This window comes from Pigmentiphaga sp. GD03639 (assembly GCF_029845405.1).
In the GTDB taxonomy this organism is placed as follows: Bacteria; Pseudomonadota; Gammaproteobacteria; order Burkholderiales; family Burkholderiaceae_B; genus Pigmentiphaga; species Pigmentiphaga daeguensis.
The window spans coordinates 85,473-104,959 of sequence record NZ_JAOCLR010000008.1 but is presented as its reverse complement, the minus strand read 5'-3'; the positions used below and the strand labels follow the sequence as shown (position 1 = coordinate 104,959).

General features: G+C 67.2%; 18 protein-coding genes and 1 tRNA gene. 4 read left to right on the top strand and 15 right to left on the bottom strand.

What is annotated here, in order from left to right:
• Positions 1 to 28: 28 nt before the first annotated feature.
• The 9 genes from N5K27_RS11135 to N5K27_RS11095 form a co-directional block, all read right to left on the bottom strand.
• Positions 29 to 991, bottom strand: a complete 963-nt coding sequence (locus N5K27_RS11135) for an ABC transporter substrate-binding protein (RefSeq protein ID WP_279816419.1) — start codon at positions 989 to 991, stop codon at positions 29 to 31.
• A gap of 46 nt (positions 992 to 1,037) precedes the next feature.
• Positions 1,038 to 2,132, bottom strand: coding sequence for an ABC transporter ATP-binding protein (locus N5K27_RS11130; protein ID WP_132978764.1), 1,095 nt, complete (start codon positions 2,130 to 2,132; stop codon positions 1,038 to 1,040).
• 135 nt (positions 2,133 to 2,267) lie between these two features.
• The gene (locus N5K27_RS11125; protein ID WP_132978763.1) at positions 2,268 to 2,453 is read right to left on the bottom strand and encodes a hypothetical protein; all 186 of its coding nucleotides are present in this window, start codon (positions 2,451 to 2,453) and stop codon (positions 2,268 to 2,270) included.
• A 97-nt stretch (positions 2,454 to 2,550) separates the two neighbouring features.
• Positions 2,551 to 3,360: a MetQ/NlpA family ABC transporter substrate-binding protein gene (locus tag N5K27_RS11120; RefSeq protein ID WP_087836952.1), complete on the bottom strand. Its 810-nt coding sequence runs from the start codon at positions 3,358 to 3,360 to the stop codon at positions 2,551 to 2,553.
• Between the two features lie 60 nt (positions 3,361 to 3,420).
• Positions 3,421 to 4,083 (bottom strand): methionine ABC transporter permease, encoded by a 663-nt coding sequence (locus N5K27_RS11115; protein ID WP_279816412.1) that lies wholly within the window; start codon positions 4,081 to 4,083, stop codon positions 3,421 to 3,423.
• Positions 4,084 to 4,085: 2 nt separating this feature from the next.
• Positions 4,086 to 4,934 (bottom strand): ATP-binding cassette domain-containing protein, encoded by an 849-nt coding sequence (locus tag N5K27_RS11110; RefSeq protein WP_087836951.1) that lies wholly within the window; start codon positions 4,932 to 4,934, stop codon positions 4,086 to 4,088.
• 179 nt (positions 4,935 to 5,113) lie between these two features.
• Positions 5,114 to 7,234, bottom strand: a complete 2,121-nt coding sequence (locus tag N5K27_RS11105; protein ID WP_279816582.1) for a TonB-dependent receptor — start codon at positions 7,232 to 7,234, stop codon at positions 5,114 to 5,116.
• Positions 7,235 to 7,463: 229 nt separating this feature from the next.
• A tRNA-Cys gene (locus tag N5K27_RS11100) sits at positions 7,464 to 7,537 on the bottom strand.
• Positions 7,538 to 7,693: 156 nt separating this feature from the next.
• Entirely contained in the window at positions 7,694 to 8,128 is a 435-nt protein-coding gene (locus N5K27_RS11095) for a hypothetical protein (RefSeq protein ID WP_087836950.1), read from the bottom strand.
• Positions 8,129 to 8,282: 154 nt separating this feature from the next.
• Here N5K27_RS11095 and N5K27_RS11090 point away from each other — a divergent pair, with 154 nt between their 5' ends.
• Both N5K27_RS11090 and N5K27_RS11085 read left to right on the top strand, forming a co-directional pair.
• Positions 8,283 to 9,377, top strand: coding sequence for a helix-turn-helix transcriptional regulator (locus tag N5K27_RS11090; protein ID WP_087836949.1), 1,095 nt, complete (start codon positions 8,283 to 8,285; stop codon positions 9,375 to 9,377).
• A 24-nt stretch (positions 9,378 to 9,401) separates the two neighbouring features.
• Positions 9,402 to 9,779, top strand: coding sequence for a DUF427 domain-containing protein (locus N5K27_RS11085; protein WP_279816408.1), 378 nt, complete (start codon positions 9,402 to 9,404; stop codon positions 9,777 to 9,779).
• A gap of 10 nt (positions 9,780 to 9,789) precedes the next feature.
• On the opposite strand, the gene N5K27_RS11080 is transcribed toward N5K27_RS11085, so the two are convergent.
• Positions 9,790 to 10,554 (bottom strand): RNA polymerase sigma factor, encoded by a 765-nt coding sequence (locus N5K27_RS11080; protein ID WP_279816405.1) that lies wholly within the window; start codon positions 10,552 to 10,554, stop codon positions 9,790 to 9,792.
• A 55-nt stretch (positions 10,555 to 10,609) separates the two neighbouring features.
• Here N5K27_RS11080 and N5K27_RS11075 point away from each other — a divergent pair, with 55 nt between their 5' ends.
• Positions 10,610 to 11,203 carry an ATP-dependent Clp protease proteolytic subunit gene (locus N5K27_RS11075; RefSeq protein ID WP_087836946.1) on the top strand — a complete coding sequence of 198 codons (594 nt, stop codon included), beginning with the start codon at positions 10,610 to 10,612 and terminating at the stop codon, positions 11,201 to 11,203.
• Positions 11,204 to 11,236: 33 nt separating this feature from the next.
• On the opposite strand, the gene N5K27_RS11070 is transcribed toward N5K27_RS11075, so the two are convergent.
• From N5K27_RS11070 to gcvH, 5 genes are all read right to left on the bottom strand, one after another.
• Complete coding sequence (locus tag N5K27_RS11070; protein WP_279816402.1) at positions 11,237 to 11,944, bottom strand: TorF family putative porin; 708 nt, start codon at positions 11,942 to 11,944, stop codon at positions 11,237 to 11,239.
• 128 nt (positions 11,945 to 12,072) lie between these two features.
• Positions 12,073 to 13,203: a glycine cleavage system aminomethyltransferase GcvT gene (gene gcvT, locus N5K27_RS11065; protein WP_087836944.1), complete on the bottom strand. Its 1,131-nt coding sequence runs from the start codon at positions 13,201 to 13,203 to the stop codon at positions 12,073 to 12,075.
• 14 nt (positions 13,204 to 13,217) lie between these two features.
• Positions 13,218 to 14,597, bottom strand: coding sequence for an L-serine ammonia-lyase (locus N5K27_RS11060; RefSeq protein ID WP_279816400.1), 1,380 nt, complete (start codon positions 14,595 to 14,597; stop codon positions 13,218 to 13,220).
• Positions 14,598 to 14,615: 18 nt separating this feature from the next.
• Positions 14,616 to 17,555 (bottom strand): aminomethyl-transferring glycine dehydrogenase, encoded by a 2,940-nt coding sequence (gene gcvP, locus N5K27_RS11055; RefSeq protein ID WP_087836942.1) that lies wholly within the window; start codon positions 17,553 to 17,555, stop codon positions 14,616 to 14,618.
• A gap of 30 nt (positions 17,556 to 17,585) precedes the next feature.
• Positions 17,586 to 17,972, bottom strand: coding sequence for a glycine cleavage system protein GcvH (gene gcvH / locus N5K27_RS11050; protein ID WP_087836941.1), 387 nt, complete (start codon positions 17,970 to 17,972; stop codon positions 17,586 to 17,588).
• Between the two features lie 139 nt (positions 17,973 to 18,111).
• On the opposite strand from gcvH, the gene N5K27_RS11045 reads away from it, so the two are divergent.
• Positions 18,112 to 19,050 (top strand): LysR substrate-binding domain-containing protein, encoded by a 939-nt coding sequence (locus N5K27_RS11045; RefSeq protein ID WP_165962977.1) that lies wholly within the window; start codon positions 18,112 to 18,114, stop codon positions 19,048 to 19,050.
• The last annotated feature ends 437 nt before the right edge of the window (positions 19,051 to 19,487 follow it).

The window sequence follows — 19,487 nt, the reverse complement described above, 5'->3', positions numbered from 1 at the left end:
GCGCCGCGACGGGCGCCGGCCGGGTCGGTCACTTGCGGCCGAACAACGTCGTGAAGCGCTCCAGCAGGGCCTGGCGGCCGGCACGCTGGGCCTCGTTTTCCATCGGCAGCGCCTTGATGTCCTTGATCACCGGACGCTTGGCCTGCACGTCCTGGCGGGCCGGGATCAGGTAGGTCGCGGCCACTCGCGCCTGGCCCGCGTCGGACAGAACGAAGTCGATGAAGCGCTTGGCGTCCTGCTGCTGGCGGCTGGACTTCAGGATCATCATCGGCCGTCCGGCGATCACCGTGCCGCTGGCGGGGAAGATGACCTCGATGCTCTCGCCCTTGGCCTGGTTCTCCAGCGCGACGTAGTCGACCGCGCCGAAGACCACCGCCTTGGCACCCTGCAGGACGGGGTTCATCGCCTGCGCGTTGGCGCCGGCGATGGCCATGTCATTGCGCTTCAGGTCGGCGAACAGGCGCCACGCATCGGCGCCGCGCGCCGACTGCAGGCCGGACAGCAGTTCCAGCGCGGTCCCCGACTGGGCCGGATCGGGCATGTTGACCAGCCCCTTGAACTCGGGCTTGGCCAGGTCCGCCCAGTCCGCCGGGCGGGGCGTGCCGCTCTTGGTGTTCCAGGCGATGGCCAGCGCCGACAGGCCCTGCGCCACGTAGCTCGGCCCCTTGTACTCGGCCGGCACCTTGGCGGCATTGGGGCTGGCGTAGGCCAGCAGCCAGCCGCGCTTGTGCAGGTCCAGCGCGCTGTCCCACGAGGCCGAGATCACCACGTCGGCCTTCGGGTTCGAGGCTTCCGCTTCCAGCCGCGCCATCACCTTGCCGGTATCGGCCTGGAACACGTCGACCGACACGCCGGTCTGCTTCTTGAAGTCGTCGGCCAGTTGCTTGATCAGTCCGGCCGGGCCGGCGGTATAGACCGTCAGGGCCTGGGCCTGGCCGGCGGCCAGCAACGCGCCGAACGCCAGCGCGCCGATCAGAGGCTTGATTTTCATCATCGAGATTCCTGAGTCGAGAAACGGCATATCGCCGGGGGAAGGGTCACGCCGCCTGCGGGAACCAGCGCAGCCGGCTCCAGTCGAGATCCAGCCCTACCGGATGCAGGACAGGCATGCGTTGATCGGTCAGCCACGCCAGCTCGAAGGCATGGTGGTCGCTGCCCACGCGCACCGTGGTCGCGTAGTGCCCGCCGCGGAACCGCTGGGCGACCACGTGGCCCCGCAGGGCATGGCGTTCGCCCGCCTTCAGCGCGGCATGGGGAATGAAGAGATGGCCCGGTCCCGCCGGCCCGCCGGCCAGGGGTTCGGGGCAGACCAGCTCGAGGCCGCCGGCCAGTTGCCAGCCGCGCTCGGTGCGCACGCCGCTGCGCAGGGCCCCCAGCTTCAGGAACTCCACCACGTCGGGACTGGCGGGCTCGTTCACCAGCAGTTCGGGGGCCGCGATCTGGCACACCTTGCCGGCCCGCATGACCGCCACCGTATCGGCCAGCGCGAAGGCCTCCTCGTGGTCATGGGTCACGTAGACCGCCGTGGTGCCCAGCTCACGCAGCAGCAGCCCGATCTCGCCGCACAGGGTCTCGCGCAGGTCCCGGTCGAGATTCGACAGTGGCTCGTCGAACAGCAGCACCCGGGGCCGCGCCACCACCGCCCGCGCCAGTGCGACGCGCTGCTGCTGGCCGCCCGACAGGCTGCCCGGGGAGCGGGCTTCGTAGCCCGCCAGCCCCACCATGTCGAGCGCGCCCGCCACCCGCCCCGCCCGTTCGCTCCTGGGCACCCCGCGCACCTCCAGCGGGAAGGCCACGTTGGCCCCCACGGTCATGTGCGGCCACAGCGCATAGTCCTGGAACACCATGCCCAGGCCGCGCCGCTCGGGCGGAACGAAAGTCCGGTCGTCCACGACCGTGGCACCGCCGATGGCGATGCGCCCCGCCACCGGACGGCTCAGGCCGGCCAGCAGCTTGAGCAGCGTGGTCTTGCCGCAGCCGGACGGCCCCAGCAAGGCCAGCACCCTGCCCGGTTCGAGCCGGATGTCGATGCCGTCCAGGATGGTATTGCCGGACAGGCGCTGCACCAGGCCCTCGATGTCGATGGCGGCGCCGGAGGAAGAAGATGCGGAATGGGAAGCGAAGTCGGACACGGGCGAACACGAACAGGAAACGCCGCCGTTCGCCGGCTCGCAAGAGCCCGGCCACGGCGCCGTAGGATCGTGTAAATACTATGTCCGCCCGATGACCGGATCATGACAGCCGGCCACCCCGCGCGGAGCGCCGGGTCAGAAAATGGACGTGATGGCGAAATGCTCCAGCACCGTGGGACACAGGGTGCCCAGCTTCGCGACCAGCCACATGAAGACGCACGAGAAACCGGCCAGCAGGGCCAGATCGCGCAAGCGCTTGAGAAATACCGTCAGGGGCCGATACTCCACGCCGTGGTATTCCATGGTTGCAGAACCTCTCATGATTGCGAAAATCCGCGACGAGAGTCTATTCGTCCCCGCCGCGAATCACCATATCCGGAAGGTCGTACTCCAAAGACGTGAAAAACGGCCGCGCCCGTCACAGGCCGGCCGGACGCACGTAGCCCGGGAAGTCCTTGTCCAGCACGTTCTTGAAGAACGGCGACTTGAACGCGGCGGCCAGGTCCTTGGCCCAGGGCTTGCCCTGGTCGGCGCTGCGGATCGCCACGACCTGCTGGAATTGCACGGGCGGCGTCTCCAGCGCCACCGCGCTGGTCAGCTTCAGGCCCGAGGCAATCGCGAAATTGCCCGGCACCACGGCGAACTCCACGTCGCCCACGGTACGCGGCAGTTGCGCGGCCTCGACCGGCTGCAGCTTGACCTTCTTGGGATTGGTGGCCAGGTCCTTTTCCGTGACGCGCAGCGGGTCCACGTCGGCCTTCACCGTGATCACCCGGTTCTGCTGCAGCAGCAACAGGGCGCGTGCCAGGTTGCTCGGATCGTTGGGCAGCGTGAAACGGTCGCCCTCCTTCACGTCGGCCAGGCTCTTGCGCGACTTCGAATAGATGCCCATGGGCGCGGTCGTGCTTTGCACCAGGTCGACCAGGTCCAGCTTCTGGTCCGCCTTGAAGCGGTTCAGGTAGGCGATGTGCTGGAACAGGTTGGCGTCCAGCGAACCTTGCGCCAGGGCCAGATTGGGCTGCACGTAGTCGTTGAACTCGACCAGCTTGACCTTGTAGCCCTGCTTCTCGAGCTGGGGCACGATGCCCAGCTTGAGCACGTCATAGTTGTAGCCGGCGGTCGCGCCGAACACGAGGTCCTTCTTGGCGGGATCGGCGGCATGGGCGGCGGCGCCCAGCGCCAGGACGGCGGCGGCGGTGCCGAGGATGAAAGTGCGACGTAGGGTCATGATGGAATTCCCGGAAATGAATGCGGCACGGCCAGCCGTGCCTTCGACGGAAAGAAAGGATCAGCGTTTGTCCAGCCGGTGGGCCAGCGCGTTGCCGCCGAACTGGATGATCTGCACCAATACGATCAGCAGCGCGACGGTCAGCAGCATGACGTCGGTCTGGAAGCGGTAGTAGCCGTAGCGGATGGCCAGGTCGCCGATGCCGCCTCCGCCCACCACGCCGGCGATGGCCGAATACGACAGGAAGCTGACCGCCAGCACGGTCAGCGCCAGGATCAGGCCGGAGCGGGCTTCGCGTACCAGCACGCGCCAGACGATCTGCAGTTCGGAAGCGCCCATGGCGTGCGCGGCCTCGATCACGCCGCGCGGCACTTCGCGGATACTCTGCTCCACCAGCCGCGCGAAATACGGGATGGCGGCCACCGACAACGGTACCGACGCGGCCAGCGGGCCGATGGACGTGCCCACCATCACGCGCGTAACCGGCACCAGCGCGACCAGCAGGATGATGAAAGGAAAGGACCGCACGGTGTTGACGATCCAGCTCAGCACCAGGTAGGCGGGCCGGTTTTCCAGCGACTGCCCGGGTCCCAGCAGGAACAGCAGCACGCCCAGCGGGCCCCCGATCAGGATCGCGGCGGCCAGGCCGATGCCCAGCATCATGAAGGTCTGGCCGATGGCGACCCAGAGTTCGGGAAGAATGGCGAGGATATTGTCGGACATGGTCATGCGGCCCGGGTAGTCGGTTCCGCCGCCTGGGCGATGCGGGCGGCGTGTTCCTTGAGGATGTCTTCACGCACCTGCTCCTGGGCCAGTTCGCGGCCCAGCGCGCTCAGGCGCGGCGTGGCCTGGTCGCCCACGTCGAAGCGTTCGACCAGTTGCCCGTTCTCGAGCACCGCGACGTGGTCGCACAAGGCATGGACCACGTGCAGTTCGTGCGTGACGATGATGATGGTCACGCCCAGCCGCTGGTTGATCTCGCGCAGCGTGTCCAGCACCGAACGCGTGGTCTCGGTATCCAGCGCCGACGTCGGCTCGTCGCACAGCAGCACCTTGGGATGCGGCGCCAGGGCGCGCGCGATCGCCACGCGCTGCTTCTGCCCGCCGGACAACTGCGCGGGATGGTTGTGCAGCTTGTCGGTCAGGCCCACCACGGCCAGGCACTCCTGGACGCGGGCCTCGATCTCGGCCCGGCTGCGGTTGCCATGCAGCTTCAGCGGAAAAGCCACGTTCTCGTAGACGCTGGCGTTCTGCAGCAGGTTGAACTGCTGGAAGATCATGCCTATGCCCTGCCGGGTCTCGCGCAGCTCGCGCTTGGAGAGCCGCGTCAGGTCGCGGCCGTCCACCAGCACGCGGCCGGTGTCCGGGCGCTCCAGCAGGTTGATCATGCGCAGCAGCGTCGACTTGCCGGCGCCGCTCTTGCCGATCAGGCCGAAGATGCGCCCTTCGGCCATGTCCAGCGACACGGACTTCACGGCCTCGAACACCCGCCCGTCGGGCAGCTTGAACGTCTTGCTGACCGCTTCGAGCCGGATCAGCGGCGGTGCGGAAGGAGAGGAAGAATTCGGATTCATAGAAAAAGACGAGGCGGCTGGCCCCCGCCCGGCATGGGGCGGAAGCACCTTGGCCGCCACTGTAACATCGCAGTATGGGGCAAACGCCCGGCGCCGGGAACGACGCATTTTTCCTATGTATATTCTATTTCCTTATTAACCACTGCGTTCGTTCGACAAAAAACGCATAAGCGGCCGGTTCAGAATTTCAGCGTCATCCCCAGGGCCAGCGCGCGCGGATAACCCGGCTTCACATAGTCCGCGTACTGGAATTCCCAATAGCGCTTGTCGGCCAGGTTGGTGATGGCGGCGCGGAAGATCGTGTCATAGCCGCCCAGGCGGGTTTCGTAGCTGGCGCCGACATTGACGATGGTATAGCCCGAGACCTTCACGTCGTTGGCCGGACGCAGCATCGTGCTGCCGGTGTACTTCAGATCGGCCCGCAGCTTGAGCCCCTGCACCTGCGGCACGCTGTAGACCACCTGCCCCGCCGCGACGAAGCGCGGCGCGCCGGCGACGCGCTTGCCGTTGTAGTCCGAGCCCTTGCGATATTCCGAATCCAGCAGCATCAGGTTGCCGCCCACGGTCCACGCCCCCGCCCGCTTCGAGGCCCCCAGTTCCAGGCCCTGGTAGACCGACAGGCCATCCTGCACCAGCACGTTGCCGGCGTTCGCATATTCGGCGCCGCGCTCGATGCGGAACAAGGCGGCGGTGGCGGCCCAGCCGCTGCGCTCGGTCTTGATGCCCACCTCGTACTGCTTGCTGGTAAGCGGCCCCAGCGTCTGGCCGCGGTTGACGTAGGCATTGCCCACCGTCGCGCCCTGCTCCAGCGACTCGACATAGCTGGCATAGGTCATGGTCTGCGCATCGGGCCTGAACATCACCGCCACCGTGGGCGTCACGCTGCTCTTGTCATACAGCGCCGACGTGGCGCCGTCCGGCGTGTAGCCTTCCTGCCTGAACCTGGTGTAGCGCACGCCCGCCAGCACCGACCAGCGATCCGACAGCTTGACGGTATCACTGGCGAACAGCGCCTTCTGCGTGATCTCGCCGGCCCGGTACAAGTCGAGCCCGCCCTGCGGATGGTAGGCAATGACGTTCCGCGACCCCAGCGACCCCGTGCCCATCTGCTGATACACGCTGTTCAGGCTGTAGTCGTTCTTCTGCTGCTGCCAGGACGCGCCCAGCACCACCTGGTGTTCCAGCGCGCCCGTCGCGAAACCTCCCTGCACCATGGCTTGCCACTGGTCGTAGGCATAACGCTCCGCGTAGTCCGACCGGTAGTCCTGGTAGTTGCCGCCGCTGTCCGTCAGGAACAGCACCGACTCGCTGCGGCGGGTCCGGGTTGAACTGTGGCTATAGGTCGTGCTGAGCTTCCAGTCGGGCGCCAGCCGGTACGTCAGCCCGGTCGAATGGAACTGGAACTCGTTGTTCACGAACGTACCGTCCCCGACCAGCGTGCGGTCGTCGTCGCGCACGGGCCGTGGCAGCACCGTCCCCGCCAGCTTGGACGTATTGATGGTCGGCTCCTGCCCGACGACCTTCTTGTTCTGGTAAAGGGATTGGAAATCCCATGTCAGCCGGTCGGTCAGCTTCAGGTCCAGCGCCAGCGACACGGCGTTGCGCTTCAGGGATCCGTCGTTGTAGAGATCCCCCTCTTCATGTGTCGCGTTCAACCGATAGCCGAAACGGTCGTTCTCGCCCGCCCTGCCCCCCAGGTCCACGTGCTGGCGCCAGACGTTGCCGGACGAGAAACCCAGGCTCACGCTGCGCACCGGCTGGGCGGTCGGCCGCTTCGTCACATAGTTGACGACACCGCCCGGCGAGCCGAAACCGTACATGAACCCCGACGCCCCCTTGAGCAGCTCGACCTGCTCGAAGTGCTCGTAGGGCGGCGTGGTGGCGTAGCTCAGGAAAGGCTTGCCGTCGATGCGGAAAGCATTCTGCCAGTCCAGCTGCAGTCCGCGCACGGTCAGGTAGCTGGCCCAGGCGCCATGGGCGCCGCTGTTGTCCGATACCGATGCATCCGTCGCGAACAGGTCCCCAAGTTTGACGATGGGCCGGTCGTCCAGGTCGCTGCGCGTGACCACGGTGGTCGAGAACGGCGTCTCGAGCTGCGTCAGGCTGCCCAGCGCACCGGCATTGACCGGCGCTTCCAGGTCATGGAGCGTGGCCGATTCGCCCGTCGCGGTGACGGAGATGGTGGGAAGCTGCTGGGCGGTTTCCGGCGTCTTGTCCTGGTCCCTGGCGGAGGTATCGGCGGCAGCGGCCTGGGCCGCGAAAGCCAGGGACAGCGCCAGGACGAGGGCGGAACGACGCAGGCATGCGAGGCGGGCGTGATCGGCGTGGCGATCCTGATGAGAAGGAGTGTGCAAAATCGCTCTCGGGTAGAAATGGTGGGTCACAAAATTTGCAAATCATAATGATAAATGTTTTCATTTAAAAACAGGAATCCCCGGGAGCCGCGTCTCTCGATCGATCGCCCCGTGAACACGGGAACGCGCAAAAAAAATCGCCGCCCCTTGCGGGAACGGCGATTGTCGGTGAACCTGGAGGCGCGTGGCGGAGTCGAACCGCCCTCAACGGATTTGCAATCCGGTGCATAACCGCTTTGCTAACGCGCCATGGCGAACAAGGTTCGCATTCATCTTTCCTTTTCCGCCCCATGGTTCTTGCATGATTTCGCATGCAAGGGGCTTGTGCTGGAAAGAGCCCGCTATTCTACACGAAGCTGCGCTTGTGTGCGAGGCGCTTGCCCGCCCCGCCCTTGCGGGCTTGCGCTAGTTCTTCCGGCGGGCGCGCATCACCTCGATATTCGCCCGTTGCTCGGGTGTGAAAGAGGCTTGACCCTGCGGGCCGGCGGCCCGTTCGGTGGCCAGGTACATGCCGGCGTGCAGCGCCGCCAGCATCGCGGTGGCGTATTCCTTGCCGGTCAGCCGCTGGCGGGCCAGGGCGGCGCGCACGCGCGGCTGGGCCTCGAGCTTGCGCGCGATGTCCTCGACCGACTCGGCGTCGTCGTCATCGTCGTCGGCGGCTTTCACGTTCTTCAGTTCGGCGGCCACCGCGTCCATGCGGTCGAGCAAGGCGGGAGTCAGGCGGAAACGCGCCGGGTCCGTGCCGTCGGCGGCCTGCGCGGGGTCCGCGGCGAGCAAGGCGCTCAGGACGATGACGGCCGAGGCGGCCGCCAGGGAAAGGAAACGGGTGCTTGGCGACATGGCGATACATACCTTGGGAAAAACCCCGGCAGACTAACCAAACCCGTCCCCCTCTACCCCACCCCGCCCGGGTAGGGTGTCGTGACCGACGCACGGGGATGCCGGGATGCCGCGGCTCGGGTACGATCAGGAATCCCCATTGTCGCCACCCGCCATGTCATCGCCTCGCCCGACCGGCCAAGCCCTCGCTCGCCTGCACCAGCTGGCCTGCCTGGACGTGGGCGGCCCGCAGTTGATCCAGCCCTTGCTGGAGGCCATGCACCCGCTCATCGGATTCGAGTCGGGCGGCTATTTCTACCCGGACGGCAATGGCGAGCTGGAAGCACATATGGAGGATGCCGACGTGCAGGCCTCGGTGCCTGAACATTTCGATCCGCGCATCCTGCGCAGCGAGAACGAGATGTTCCACAACAGCCTGCGCGCGGCCCGCGACATCGTGCTCCACGGCCACGGCCCGCGCACCATGGGCCAGATGCTCCGGGCGTCCCATGTGGACCTACGGCGCAGCGACTATTACAACGTCGTGATGCGCCCCGCGCGGGTGGCCGACTGGCTGTGCCTGGCGCTGCGCGCGCCGCAAGGCCAGGGCATAGGCATGCTTTTCCTTTTCCGTCCGCCCGGCGCGCCCCCCTTCCGGCCGGAAGAAATCGCAACGCTGGCCCGGCTGGAACCCCATCTGGCGCATGCCTTGCAGCCGGGCGAGCTCGACGCCCAGGACAGCGAAATCCATCGCCAGGGCCTGCTGGTCGCCACCCCGCAAGGCCGGCCCTTGTGGATTTCCCCCGACGCCGAAGCCCTCATGCCGCTTGCGTTCGGCTGGCGCTGGCGGCGAGGCGCCGCGCTGCCTCCTGCCCTGCAATCGCTGGTGCAGCGGCTGGCGCCACGGGCAGGCGCGGACTGCGCCCCGCCGCGACACGAACTGCACAATGCCCACGGCTGGTTTTCGCTGCGGGCCACGCACCTGGCGGCGGCCTCGGGCGACGGGGAAGCCATCGGCATCCATATCACGCAGCGCGTGCCGCGCGGCCTGCGGCTATGGTCGGCCTTGGGGGCGCTGCGGCTGCCGCCGCGCCAGCACGAGCTGGCATACTGGCTGGCGCGCGGCGTGCCCGAGTCGCAGATCGCCAGGCGCCTGGGCATCAGCGCCAACACCGTGGTCTATCACCGCCGCCAGCTCTACAACCGCCTGGGCGCCGGCAACCGGGCCGAACTGCTGGCCCGGCTGGAGCCCGGCGGCCATCGTCGATAACCGACCATCCATCTGGAGCAAGCCATGGCCGACAAACCCGTCAAGATTCCCGGCCCGGACCATCCGATCACGATCACGCCGAACCCGGTGCGCATCGTCGTCACGGCCGGCGGCCGCACGGTGGCCGATACGCGCCGCGCGCTGACGCTGCGCGAAGCCGCCTATCCACCGGTGCACTACGTGCCGCGCCAGGACGCCGACATGACGCTGCTCGAGCGCACCGCGCACACCACCTACTGCCCCTACAAGGGGGACTGCACGTACTACAGCATCCCTGCCGGTGGCGAGCGCGCCACGGATGCCGTGTGGAGCTACGAGTCGCCGCACCCCGCCATGGCGCAGATCGCCGGGTATCTGGCGTTCTATCCGGACCGTGTCGACGCGATCCGGGAAATGCGCTAGCGCCCGCCGATCAACCGCAGTGCACGAATGCTTCGTCCGGGATCGCCCAGGCCAGCAGGTTGCGCATATGAACCTGCCTTGCTGCGCCGGAACCCGCCACGTCCTTCCATTCGCCGTCGCCGATGTTCGCTAGCGCCGCCATCATCTGCGGCCTGCCGGCGCGCAGCACCGCAATGAGCCCACCGGGGTCGCGCCGGGCCAGGGCATGGCGGCACAGCGCGAACAGGTACGCCGTGTCTTCCTGCCCGTCCTCATCCGGGCCGTGATCGATGGACAGCCTGGACCGCACCCGCCTGAGCAGGCGATGCAGGTGCTGGCGGGAAGCCTCCTCGCTGCGCCCGGCCAGCGAACCGAGCTCGGCATGGCTGAACCCGAATATCTCGTACAACAGGACGGCCGCCGCATCGCCGGGGGCCAGCGTCCGGCAGAGGTGAAGCAAGGCCGCCTCCACGCGCTGGGCCTGATCGGCCAGCCGCTGCGGCCAGCTTCCATCCGGCTCCCCCGGCGCCGCTTCGGCCGCCTGCGCGAGGACGGCCTGGTACCGCCCCTGGCGGCGCAGGAAGTCGATGCACAGATGATGCAGCACCGTCACCAGCCACGCCTCCCGGCCTGCCTGGGTCGGCGGCAAGGCGCCGCCGGCGGTGCGCAGATAGGCGTCCTGCACCAGGTCTTCCGCTTCGCCGCCGTGCGCAAGCCAGCGTCGGGCCAGTGCGATCAATCGCTTGCGCAGCGCCTCGTCGTCTGCCAGGGGATGGGAGGAGATCAGGGATGTCACGTTATGGGCGGCTCGTTCGTTTACCAGCAGAACCTAACACGAAAAGGAGCCTCCGATGTTTGCCAACGATCCCGATCACGCTTCCGGAACCGCGCCCGGACAGAACAGCGCCTTCCTGGAAGAAAAGGCGTTCCGGACACGGACGGTGCTGGTGTTCGGCACCATCACCGACACCACGGCGTCCGAGACGGTGCGGCGCCTGCTGGCGCTGGACTCGGAATCCGACGCGCCCATCAACATGATCGTCTCGTCTCCCGGCGGCCACCTGGAGTCGGGCGACGCGATACACGACGTGGTGCGCTTCATCGACGCGCCGGTCAACATGATAGGCACCGGCTGGGTGGGCAGCGCCGCCACCCATCTCTACCTCGGCGCGCCCCGTGCGCGGCGTTTCTGCCTGCCCCAGACCCGCTTCCTGATCCACCAGCCCAGCGGCGGCATGGGCGGCACGGCCAGCGACGTCGCCATCCACGCGCGCGAGATCGTCAAGGCGCGCGAACGCATCGCCCGCGTCATCGCGCGCGAAAGCGGGCAGGCCCTGGAGCGGGTGCTGGCGGACATCGAACGCGACCACTGGATGCCGGCGGAAGAAGCCGTGGCCTATGGGCTGGTCTCCCGCATCATCGAGAAACGTGGAGACCTGGCCTAGGCCCTTCCCCTTGGAAGAAACCCCACGCAGGTCCTAGAACGCGGCCTGCAGCGCGATCTCGCCGCGCGTGCCGGCCATGCCCGGAAACAGCCGCCGGGCCGCCGCGTCGGTTCCATGCAGGGTCAGCCGCAACTCGAAGGGAGGCTTGAACGCCCACACCGCGCCCACCGAGGCGTGGGTGTAGCTGTCGGCATACGCGTCATCCAGGAAATAGCGGGCCAGCGCGGCTTCGACACGCCACGCATGGCCCAGGGGATGACGCGCCCCCAGCAGCGCATACGTGCCGGCCGTGCGGCTGGCCATGGCATTGTTCGAATGCCCCAGGGCCAGCCAGTAGCGATCGCGCCACGTCACGGCGAAATTGACTTCGTTCCAGTTCGGATGCCCCTGCGTCGACGGATACTGGTAACGGAGGAAATAGGCATCGAGCGCGCAGTCCGGCGCGAGCCTTCCTACCCAGCCGGCGGCGAGGTCGAACTCGGCGTAGGCGCCGTTGTCGGGCTTGAATTTCACCGTGGACCCCCACGCCGAGGCATACAGCCCCGATTCGTGGGCGTATCGGACGCCTGCCTGCACGGCGGGGCGCTCCCGCGTTTGCGACGACCCCCGCCACACATAGTCGGAGGTCAGGGCCGCGCTGCCCGTCCACTGCGCACGGGCATCGCCCGGCAAGACGGCCAGCAAGGCCGCGCAACCCAGGACGGCAAGGCTGCCGCGGGAAAGAACAAGGATGAGCCGCATGTTTTCCACTTGAAAAGGGTGATAGACATGACCGGCCACCAGTATTCCGAAAAGCGTATAAATTCCTCGTTCAAAAACCGGGGAGCGCCGTATATTTTCCGTAAACGTGCCCGCCTGCGGCGGCGGGCTCAGCCACCGCGGTAATACCGCTGCGGGACGAACGGCATGCGGACCACTTCGACCGGCACGGCCTTGCCGCGCACCATCGCTTGCAGGACGGTTCCCGGCTGTGCAAGACCGGTGTTCACATAGCCCATCGCGCAGGGTGCGTTGAGCGTCGGGCCGAAGCCGCCGCTGGTCACCGATCCGGCCGGATGGCCATGTTCGTCAAGCAGTACGGCGCCTTCACGCACCGGCGTGCGCTCGCGCGGCAGCAGCCCGACGCGCTTGCGGTCCACGCCCTGTTCGATCTGCGCCTGGATCGTCTCGTCCCCCGGGTAGCCGCCCGCCCGGGCGCCCGCGGCCCGGCGCGCCTTCGAGATCGCCCAGAGCAGGCTGCTCTCGACGGGGGTGGTCGCGGCGTCGAGATCATGGCCATAAAGGCACAGGCCGGCCTCGAGCCGCAGCGAATCCCGGGCTCCCAGGCCCACCGGCCTGACTTCCTCGTGCCCGAGCAGTTCCCGGGCCAATGGCTCGGCGGCATCGGCGGGAACCGAAATTTCGTAGCCATCCTCGCCGGTGTAGCCGGAGCGACTGACCAGGCACTCGACGCCCAGCAATTCCACGGTGGCGACCGACATGAAGAGCAGCGAGGCGAGCTCGGGCGCCAGGCGGGCCATCACCTGCGCGGCCGCCGGTCCCTGGATCGCCAGCAAGGCGCGATCGGACAGCACCTCGACGCCGCAGCGCTCGCCGATGCGGTGGCGCAGGTATTCGATGTCCTGCTCCTTGCAGGCCGCGTTGACGACGAGGACCAGCGAATCGCCGGCGTTGGCCACCATCAGGTCGTCCATCACTCCGCCGCGCTCGTTGGTGAACATGGCGTAGCGCTGCTGGCCTGCGGGCAGATCGACGATGTCGACGGGCACGAGGGTCTCGAGCGCCGCGGCCGCCTGCGGCCCGGACAGGCGGATCTGGCCCATGTGCGATACGTCGAACAAACCTGCCCTGGCCCGCGTATGAAGATGTTCCTTCAGGATCCCGTCGCGGTACTGGAGCGGCATCGCGTACCCCGCGAAGGGGACCATGCGTGCCCCGAGCTCGAGGTGCAGGTCATGCAGGGGCGTCTGCGCCAGGGGCGCAAGAGCGGATTCAGTCATTCATCGGTTCCCAATCAGCACTCGATCACGTTGACGGCCAGCCCGCCGCGGGCCGTCTCCTTGTACTTGACCTTCATGTCGGCGCCGGTCTCGCGCATGGTCTTGATGACCCTGTCCAGCGACACGCAGTGGCTGCCATCGCCCTGGAGCGCGATACGCGCGGCATTGATGGCCTTGACCGCCCCCATCGCGTTGCGCTCGATGCAAGGCACCTGGACCAGTCCCCCGACCGGATCGCAGGTCAGGCCAAGGTTGTGCTCCATGCCGATTTCCGCCGCATTCTCGACCTGCCGCGGCGTGGCTCCCAGCACTTCCGCCAGCCCGCCGGCGGCCATCGAGCATGCGACGCCCACCTCGCCCTGGCAGCCCACCTCCGCGCCCGATATCGAGGCGTTCTGCTTGTACAGCATGCCGATGGCCGCGGCAGTGAGCAGGAAGCGGACGACGCCGTCGGACGTGGCGCCCGGAACAAAGCGCATGTAGTAGTGCAGCACCGCGGGCACGATACCGGCCGCGCCGTTCGTTGGCGCCGTCACGACTCGTCCGCCGCTGGCGTTCTCTTCGTTCACGGCCAAGGCATAAAGATTGACCCAGTCGATCACGGACAGAGGATCGCGCAGGCCGGCTTCCGGCTGGCTCGTCAGTTTCCGGTACATCTCGGCGGCGCGACGCTTGACGCGCAAGCCGCCGGGCATCACCCCTTCCTTGCGACAACCGCGCCGCACGCACTCCTCCATCGTGCTCCAGATCCGCAGCAGGGCCGCGCGTGTTTCTTCCTCGGGCCGCCAGGCTTCCTCGTTCTTCATCATCAGCGCGCTGATCGGCAGTCCGGTCTGCCGGCAGTGCGCCAGCAGCGCGTCGGCGGTATCGAACGGGTACGCCAGCGGCCGGTCGTCCGCCACGATCGGCGAACCCTCGGCCACCGACTCGTCGAGCACGAAACCGCCCCCCACCGAGTAGTACACGCGCGACCGCAACACCTCGCCCGCCTCGTCGAACGCCGTGAACCGCATGCCGTTCGGATGGAACGGCAGGCTTTCCCGCCGATGCAGGACGAGATCGGTCTTCTCGTCGAACCGGATCTGGTGCACGCCCAGCACGTTCACGCGCCTGTGCTCGCGGATGGCGGCCAGCCGGTCCGGGATGCTTTCCGTATCGACCCGCTCGGGCTCCTCGCCTTCGATGCCGAGCAGGACCGCCACGTCCGAGGCGTGTCCCCTGCCCGTGGCCCCCAGCGACCCGTACAGCTCGGCCCGGATACGGCACACCCGCTGGAGCAGGCCCAAGCTTCGCAGGCCGTCCGCGAACTTCAGGCCCGCCTTCATCGGCCCCACCGTATGGGAACTCGATGGCCCGATTCCGATCTTGAAAATGTCGAGGGCGCTCACCGACATGGAACTCTCCCGGGCGCGCTAACCGCGGTCGGCAAGCGATTGCCTGGCCGGGGCGCCTGCCTGGCCGCCTTCGTAGTCGGACATCGGGGGGCACGAGCAGACCAGGTTGCGGTCTCCGTAGACGTTGTCCACCCTGCCCACCGGCGGCCAGTACTTGGACTGCCGCAGCGACGGCACGGGGTACGCGGCCTGCTCGCGCGAGTAGGGCCTGGTCCACTCGCTCGCAACGACGTCCAGGGCCGTGTGCGGCGCGTTCTTCAGCGGATTGTCATCGCGGCCGAAGGCCCCGCGCTCCACCGCGTCGATTTCCTCGCGGATGCATATCATGGCATCGCAGAAACGATCCAGTTCGGCCTTGGGTTCGCTTTCGGTCGGCTCGATCATCAAGGTGCCCGGCACCGGGAACGACATGGTCGGCGCATGGAACCCGAAGTCGATGAGCCGCTTGGCGACGTCTTCCGCCGAGACGCCGGTCCTGTCCTTGATCGGACGCAGATCGATGATGCACTCGTGGGCGACCATGCCGTGCACGCCCGTATACAGGATCGGATAATGCGGCGCCAGCCGCCGGGCGATGTAGTTGGCGCTGAGGATGGCGACCTCGGTGGCGCGCTTCAAGCCGTCCGCGCCCATCAGCGCAATATAGGCCCAGGTGATCGGCAGGACGCTCGCGCTGCCCCACGGAGCAGCGCTGACGGCGCCTTCCGTGCGCCGCTCGAACCGGCGGTGTCCCGGCAGGAAGGGCGCCAGGTGGGCCTTGACGCCTATCGGCCCGACGCCGGGCCCGCCGCCGCCGTGCGGAATGCAGAAGGTCTTGTGCAGGTTGAGATGGGACACGTCGCCGCCATAGGCCCCCGGCAGCGCCAGGCCGACCTGGGCATTCAGGTTGGCGCCGTCGATATAGACCTGGCCGCCATGCTCGTGGACGATGGCGCAGACCTCGGCCACCTCCTCTTCGAACACGCCATGTGTCGACGGGTACGTGATCATGATGGCCGCGAGGTCGGCCACATGCTGCGACGCTTTTTTCCGCAGGTCTTCGAGGTCGACGTTGCCGTTCTCGTCGCACGCGACGACCACCACCTTCATGCCGACCATCTGCGCCGATGCCGGATTCGTTCCGTGCGCCGACGAGGGGATCAGGCACACGTTGCGGTGCCCTTCCCCACGGCTCGCGTGCCAGCCGCGTATCGCCAGCAGGCCGGCGTACTCGCCTTGCGCACCGGAGTTCGGCTGCAGGCTGAAGGCGTCGTACCCGGTGCACGCGCACAACATCTGCTCCAGTTCGGTCACCAGTTGCAGATAGCCCCGGGCCTGCTCGATGGGAGCGAAGGGATGCAGGCCGCCGAACTCTTTCCACGTCACCGGAATCATTTCGGTGGTGGCGTTCAGCTTCATCGTGCATGATCCCAGCGGGATCATCGTACGGTCCAGGGCGAGGTCCTTGTCGGCGAGGCTGCGCAGGTAGCGCAGCAGATCCGTCTCGCTGTGATAGGTGTTGAAGACGGGATGGGTCAGGAAGGCCGACGTGCGTTGCAACGCTTCCGGGAACCGGTCGTCGGTGCCGGCCTCGATCGCCTCGAACCCCGGCGCCCGCAGTCCGGCGGGAGCGAACGCCGCCCACAGGGCTTCCACTTCCGGCACGCCGCTGGTCTCATCCAGCGAAATGCCCACGTGGGCGTCGTCGATCTCGCGCAGGTTGATCCCGCGCGCCCGCGCGGCCTGGTGGATCTCGTCCGTGCGGCGGCCCGTCCTTACCGTGATCGTGTCGAAGAACACGTGCGTCGGCACCTCCAGGTCCAGCTCGCGCAAGCCCCGGGCCAGCGTGGCCGCAAGTCGGTGGACGCGCCGCGCGATCGTCGCCAGGCCGCTCGGCCCATGATACGAGGCGTACATCGCGGCCATCATGGCCAGCAAGGCCTGCGCCGTGCAGATGTTGCTCGACGCCTTCTCGCGCCGGATGTGCTGCTCGCGCGTCTGCAAGGCGAGCCTGTACGCCTTGCGTCCCTGCGCGTCCACCGACACGCCGATGAGGCGGCCGGGCATCTCGCGCTTGTACGCCTCGCGCGTGGCGAAGTACGCCGCGTGCGGGCCGCCGAAGCCCAGCGGCACGCCGAACCGCTGCGCCGATCCGACCACGACGTCGGCCCCGCACTCCCCGGGCGGGCGCAGCAGCGTCAAGGCAAGCAGATCCGCGGCCACCGCAAGCAGCGCGCCCTTCGCATGCGCCTGATCGGCGATGCTGGCCAGGTCTCCGACCTCGCCGCTGGTTCCGGGGTATTGAAGCAGGACGCCGAAACAGTCCACGGCCGCGAGGTCCGTGCGCTCGTCGCCCACGATCACCTCGATACCCAGCGGCTCGGCGCGCGTGCGGACGACGTCCAGCGTCTGGGGATGGCAATCGCCGGATACGAAGAAACGGTTGGCCTTGTTCTTGGCCAGGCGCCGGCAGAAGGTCATCGCCTCCGCCGCCGCCGTCGCCTCGTCCAGCAGCGAAGCGTTGGCGATGTCCATCCCCGTGAGGTCGCTCACCATCGTCTGGAAATTCAGCAGGACTTCGAGCCTGCCCTGCGAGATCTCGGGCTGGTAGGGCGTATAGGCCGTGTACCACGACGGATTCTCGAGCAGATTGCGCAGGATGACCGTCGGCGTGTGGCAGTCGTAGTAGCCTTGGCCGATGCAGGACTTCATCACCCGGTTCCCGGCCGCGATGCGCTTGAGGTCTTCCAGCACCCGGGGTTCGCTGCGCGGCTGGCCGAGCGCCAGCGGCGACCGCGCAAGGATCGAAGCGGGGACCACCTTCTCTATCAGCTCGCCCATCGATGCGAGTCCGAGCGAGCCCAGCATCTCGGCCTGGTCGGCCGCGGAAGGTCCGATATGGCGGCCGATGAAATCGTCCGCCTGGGTCAGCCCGGCATAGGGGATACGGCGTGCGGTGTCGGTTGCGTGCTTGGTCATGAAGCTTCCTCTGTTCGTGCCGGTCCGTCCTCAGCCCTCGATGAGCCGGGCATAGGCTTGCGCGGTCAGCAGCCCGTCCAGCCTCGGCGCTTCGTCGGGCGCGAGCTTCACGAACCAGCCGCTGCCCAGCGGGTCGCTGTTGACTTTGCCGGGATCCTGCACGATTGCCTCGTTGACCGCGACGACGGTGCCGGACAGCGGCGCCTTGATGTCGCCGGCCGCCTTGACCGATTCGATCACCGCAAGCTCGTCGCCGGCATCGTAGTGCGAGCCGACGGCGGGAAGCTGGACGAACACCAGGTCACCGAGCGCCGATTGCGCGTGATCCGTGATACCGACGACGACGCCGCCGTCCGCATCCGGCCGGAGCCATTCGTGGTCCTCCGTGAAGCGGACTGCATCGGTCTGGATGGACATGCGAACCTCCGGGGCGGATAAAGCAAATCATTCTGCTAACCGGTACCCGGGTGGTCAAACGATCTATACTGGGGCATCCATTAGTCCGAGTGCGTGCAAGGAACCAAGAGTGCGGCGGAGACACCTCAACAGCTCCGTAATGGCCTGGCTGCGCTGCTTCGAGGCGGCCGCCCGCGCCGGCAGCTTCACGCAGGCGGCTTCCGAACTGTCCCTTACCCAGGGCGCAATCAGCCAGCAGGTTCGCGAGCTGGAAGACCGGCTGGGCGTCGTGCTTTTCCGCCGCCTGCCGCGCCAACTGGTGCTTACCAGCGAAGGCGAGAAACTCCGCGAAACCGTCACGACCGCCCTGGACCAGCTCGAACTGGCCCTGTCGCGGCTGCAGGACCGGCGCACCGACGGCTCGCTGGTGCTGAGCTGCTATTCGTCCTTCGCGCTGCTCTGGCTCATGCCGCGCATCGGCGCGTTCTACCGCGAGTACCCCGAGATCGACCTGCGCGTGTCCGCCGAATTCCATGTGCTGGAGATGGCGACGGTGCTCAGGGAGGAGATCGATGCCGCGATCCGCTACGACCTGGGCGAATATCGCGACCTGGAATCCGTCCATCTGCTGGACGAATATCTGCTTCCCGTCGCCAGTCCGGATTTCGTGGAAGCGCATCCGGCGCTGCGCACTCCCTCCGACCTGGACGGTTCCATGCTGCTGCACGACGCGGTGGCCTGGCCAGGCGCCTCGGCCGATGCGGAATGGCGGTACTGGCTGGACACGGTCGGTGCCGACCGGGTGTCCATCACCCAGGGCAGGCGCTTCAACATGGCGCAGTTGGCCGTGGAAGCCGCCCTGAACGGCCAGGGCATCGCCATCGGACGCCTGGCCCTGGTCATCGATCACTTGCGGGAAGGTCGCCTGGTGCCGCTGTTCGGGCGCGCGGTACGCTCGCCGGCCGCGTACCGCCTGGTACACGTCGCCCAGCCGCCGCCGCGCGTGGATGCGCTGGCGCATTGGTTGAAGCAGGAAACCAGCCGCTTCCGCCAAGGCCGCGACGACTACCTCGCCCCGCTGTCGCCGGCCAGCCGATAAGGCTTCCAGGGCCTGCTCCGGATGGACAGGGAGGGTCCCGAAACGAAAAAAGGAGCCGCAAGGCTCCTTTTTTACACTCCATGGAAGGGCTTTCCATGGATCTCGAATTGGAGCGGGAAACGAGTCATGCACTAGAGCGCTAAGTCTCTGTTTCCCAATCACTTTCTCCACTGTGGTGATCAGCGAAGAACTTAATTATAGCCTTGTTTTTCGCCCTCGGCAACAAAGTTCATCCAACCACTTCCACCAGCGTCCAAGGATGGTCCATCCACCCTCCGTTACGTCTGATGCGTCGAGCTGCTCAGCGGGGTCGCTATCGAACTCCAACTTGCGACGATCATGACTTGCGCTCGCTCCGCAGGCAGCGCGGGGTGGTGGCGCGTGGACTGCCTGGCACCTGGACGGCTGTAGGACACGACCGCCGGCATCGGAATACC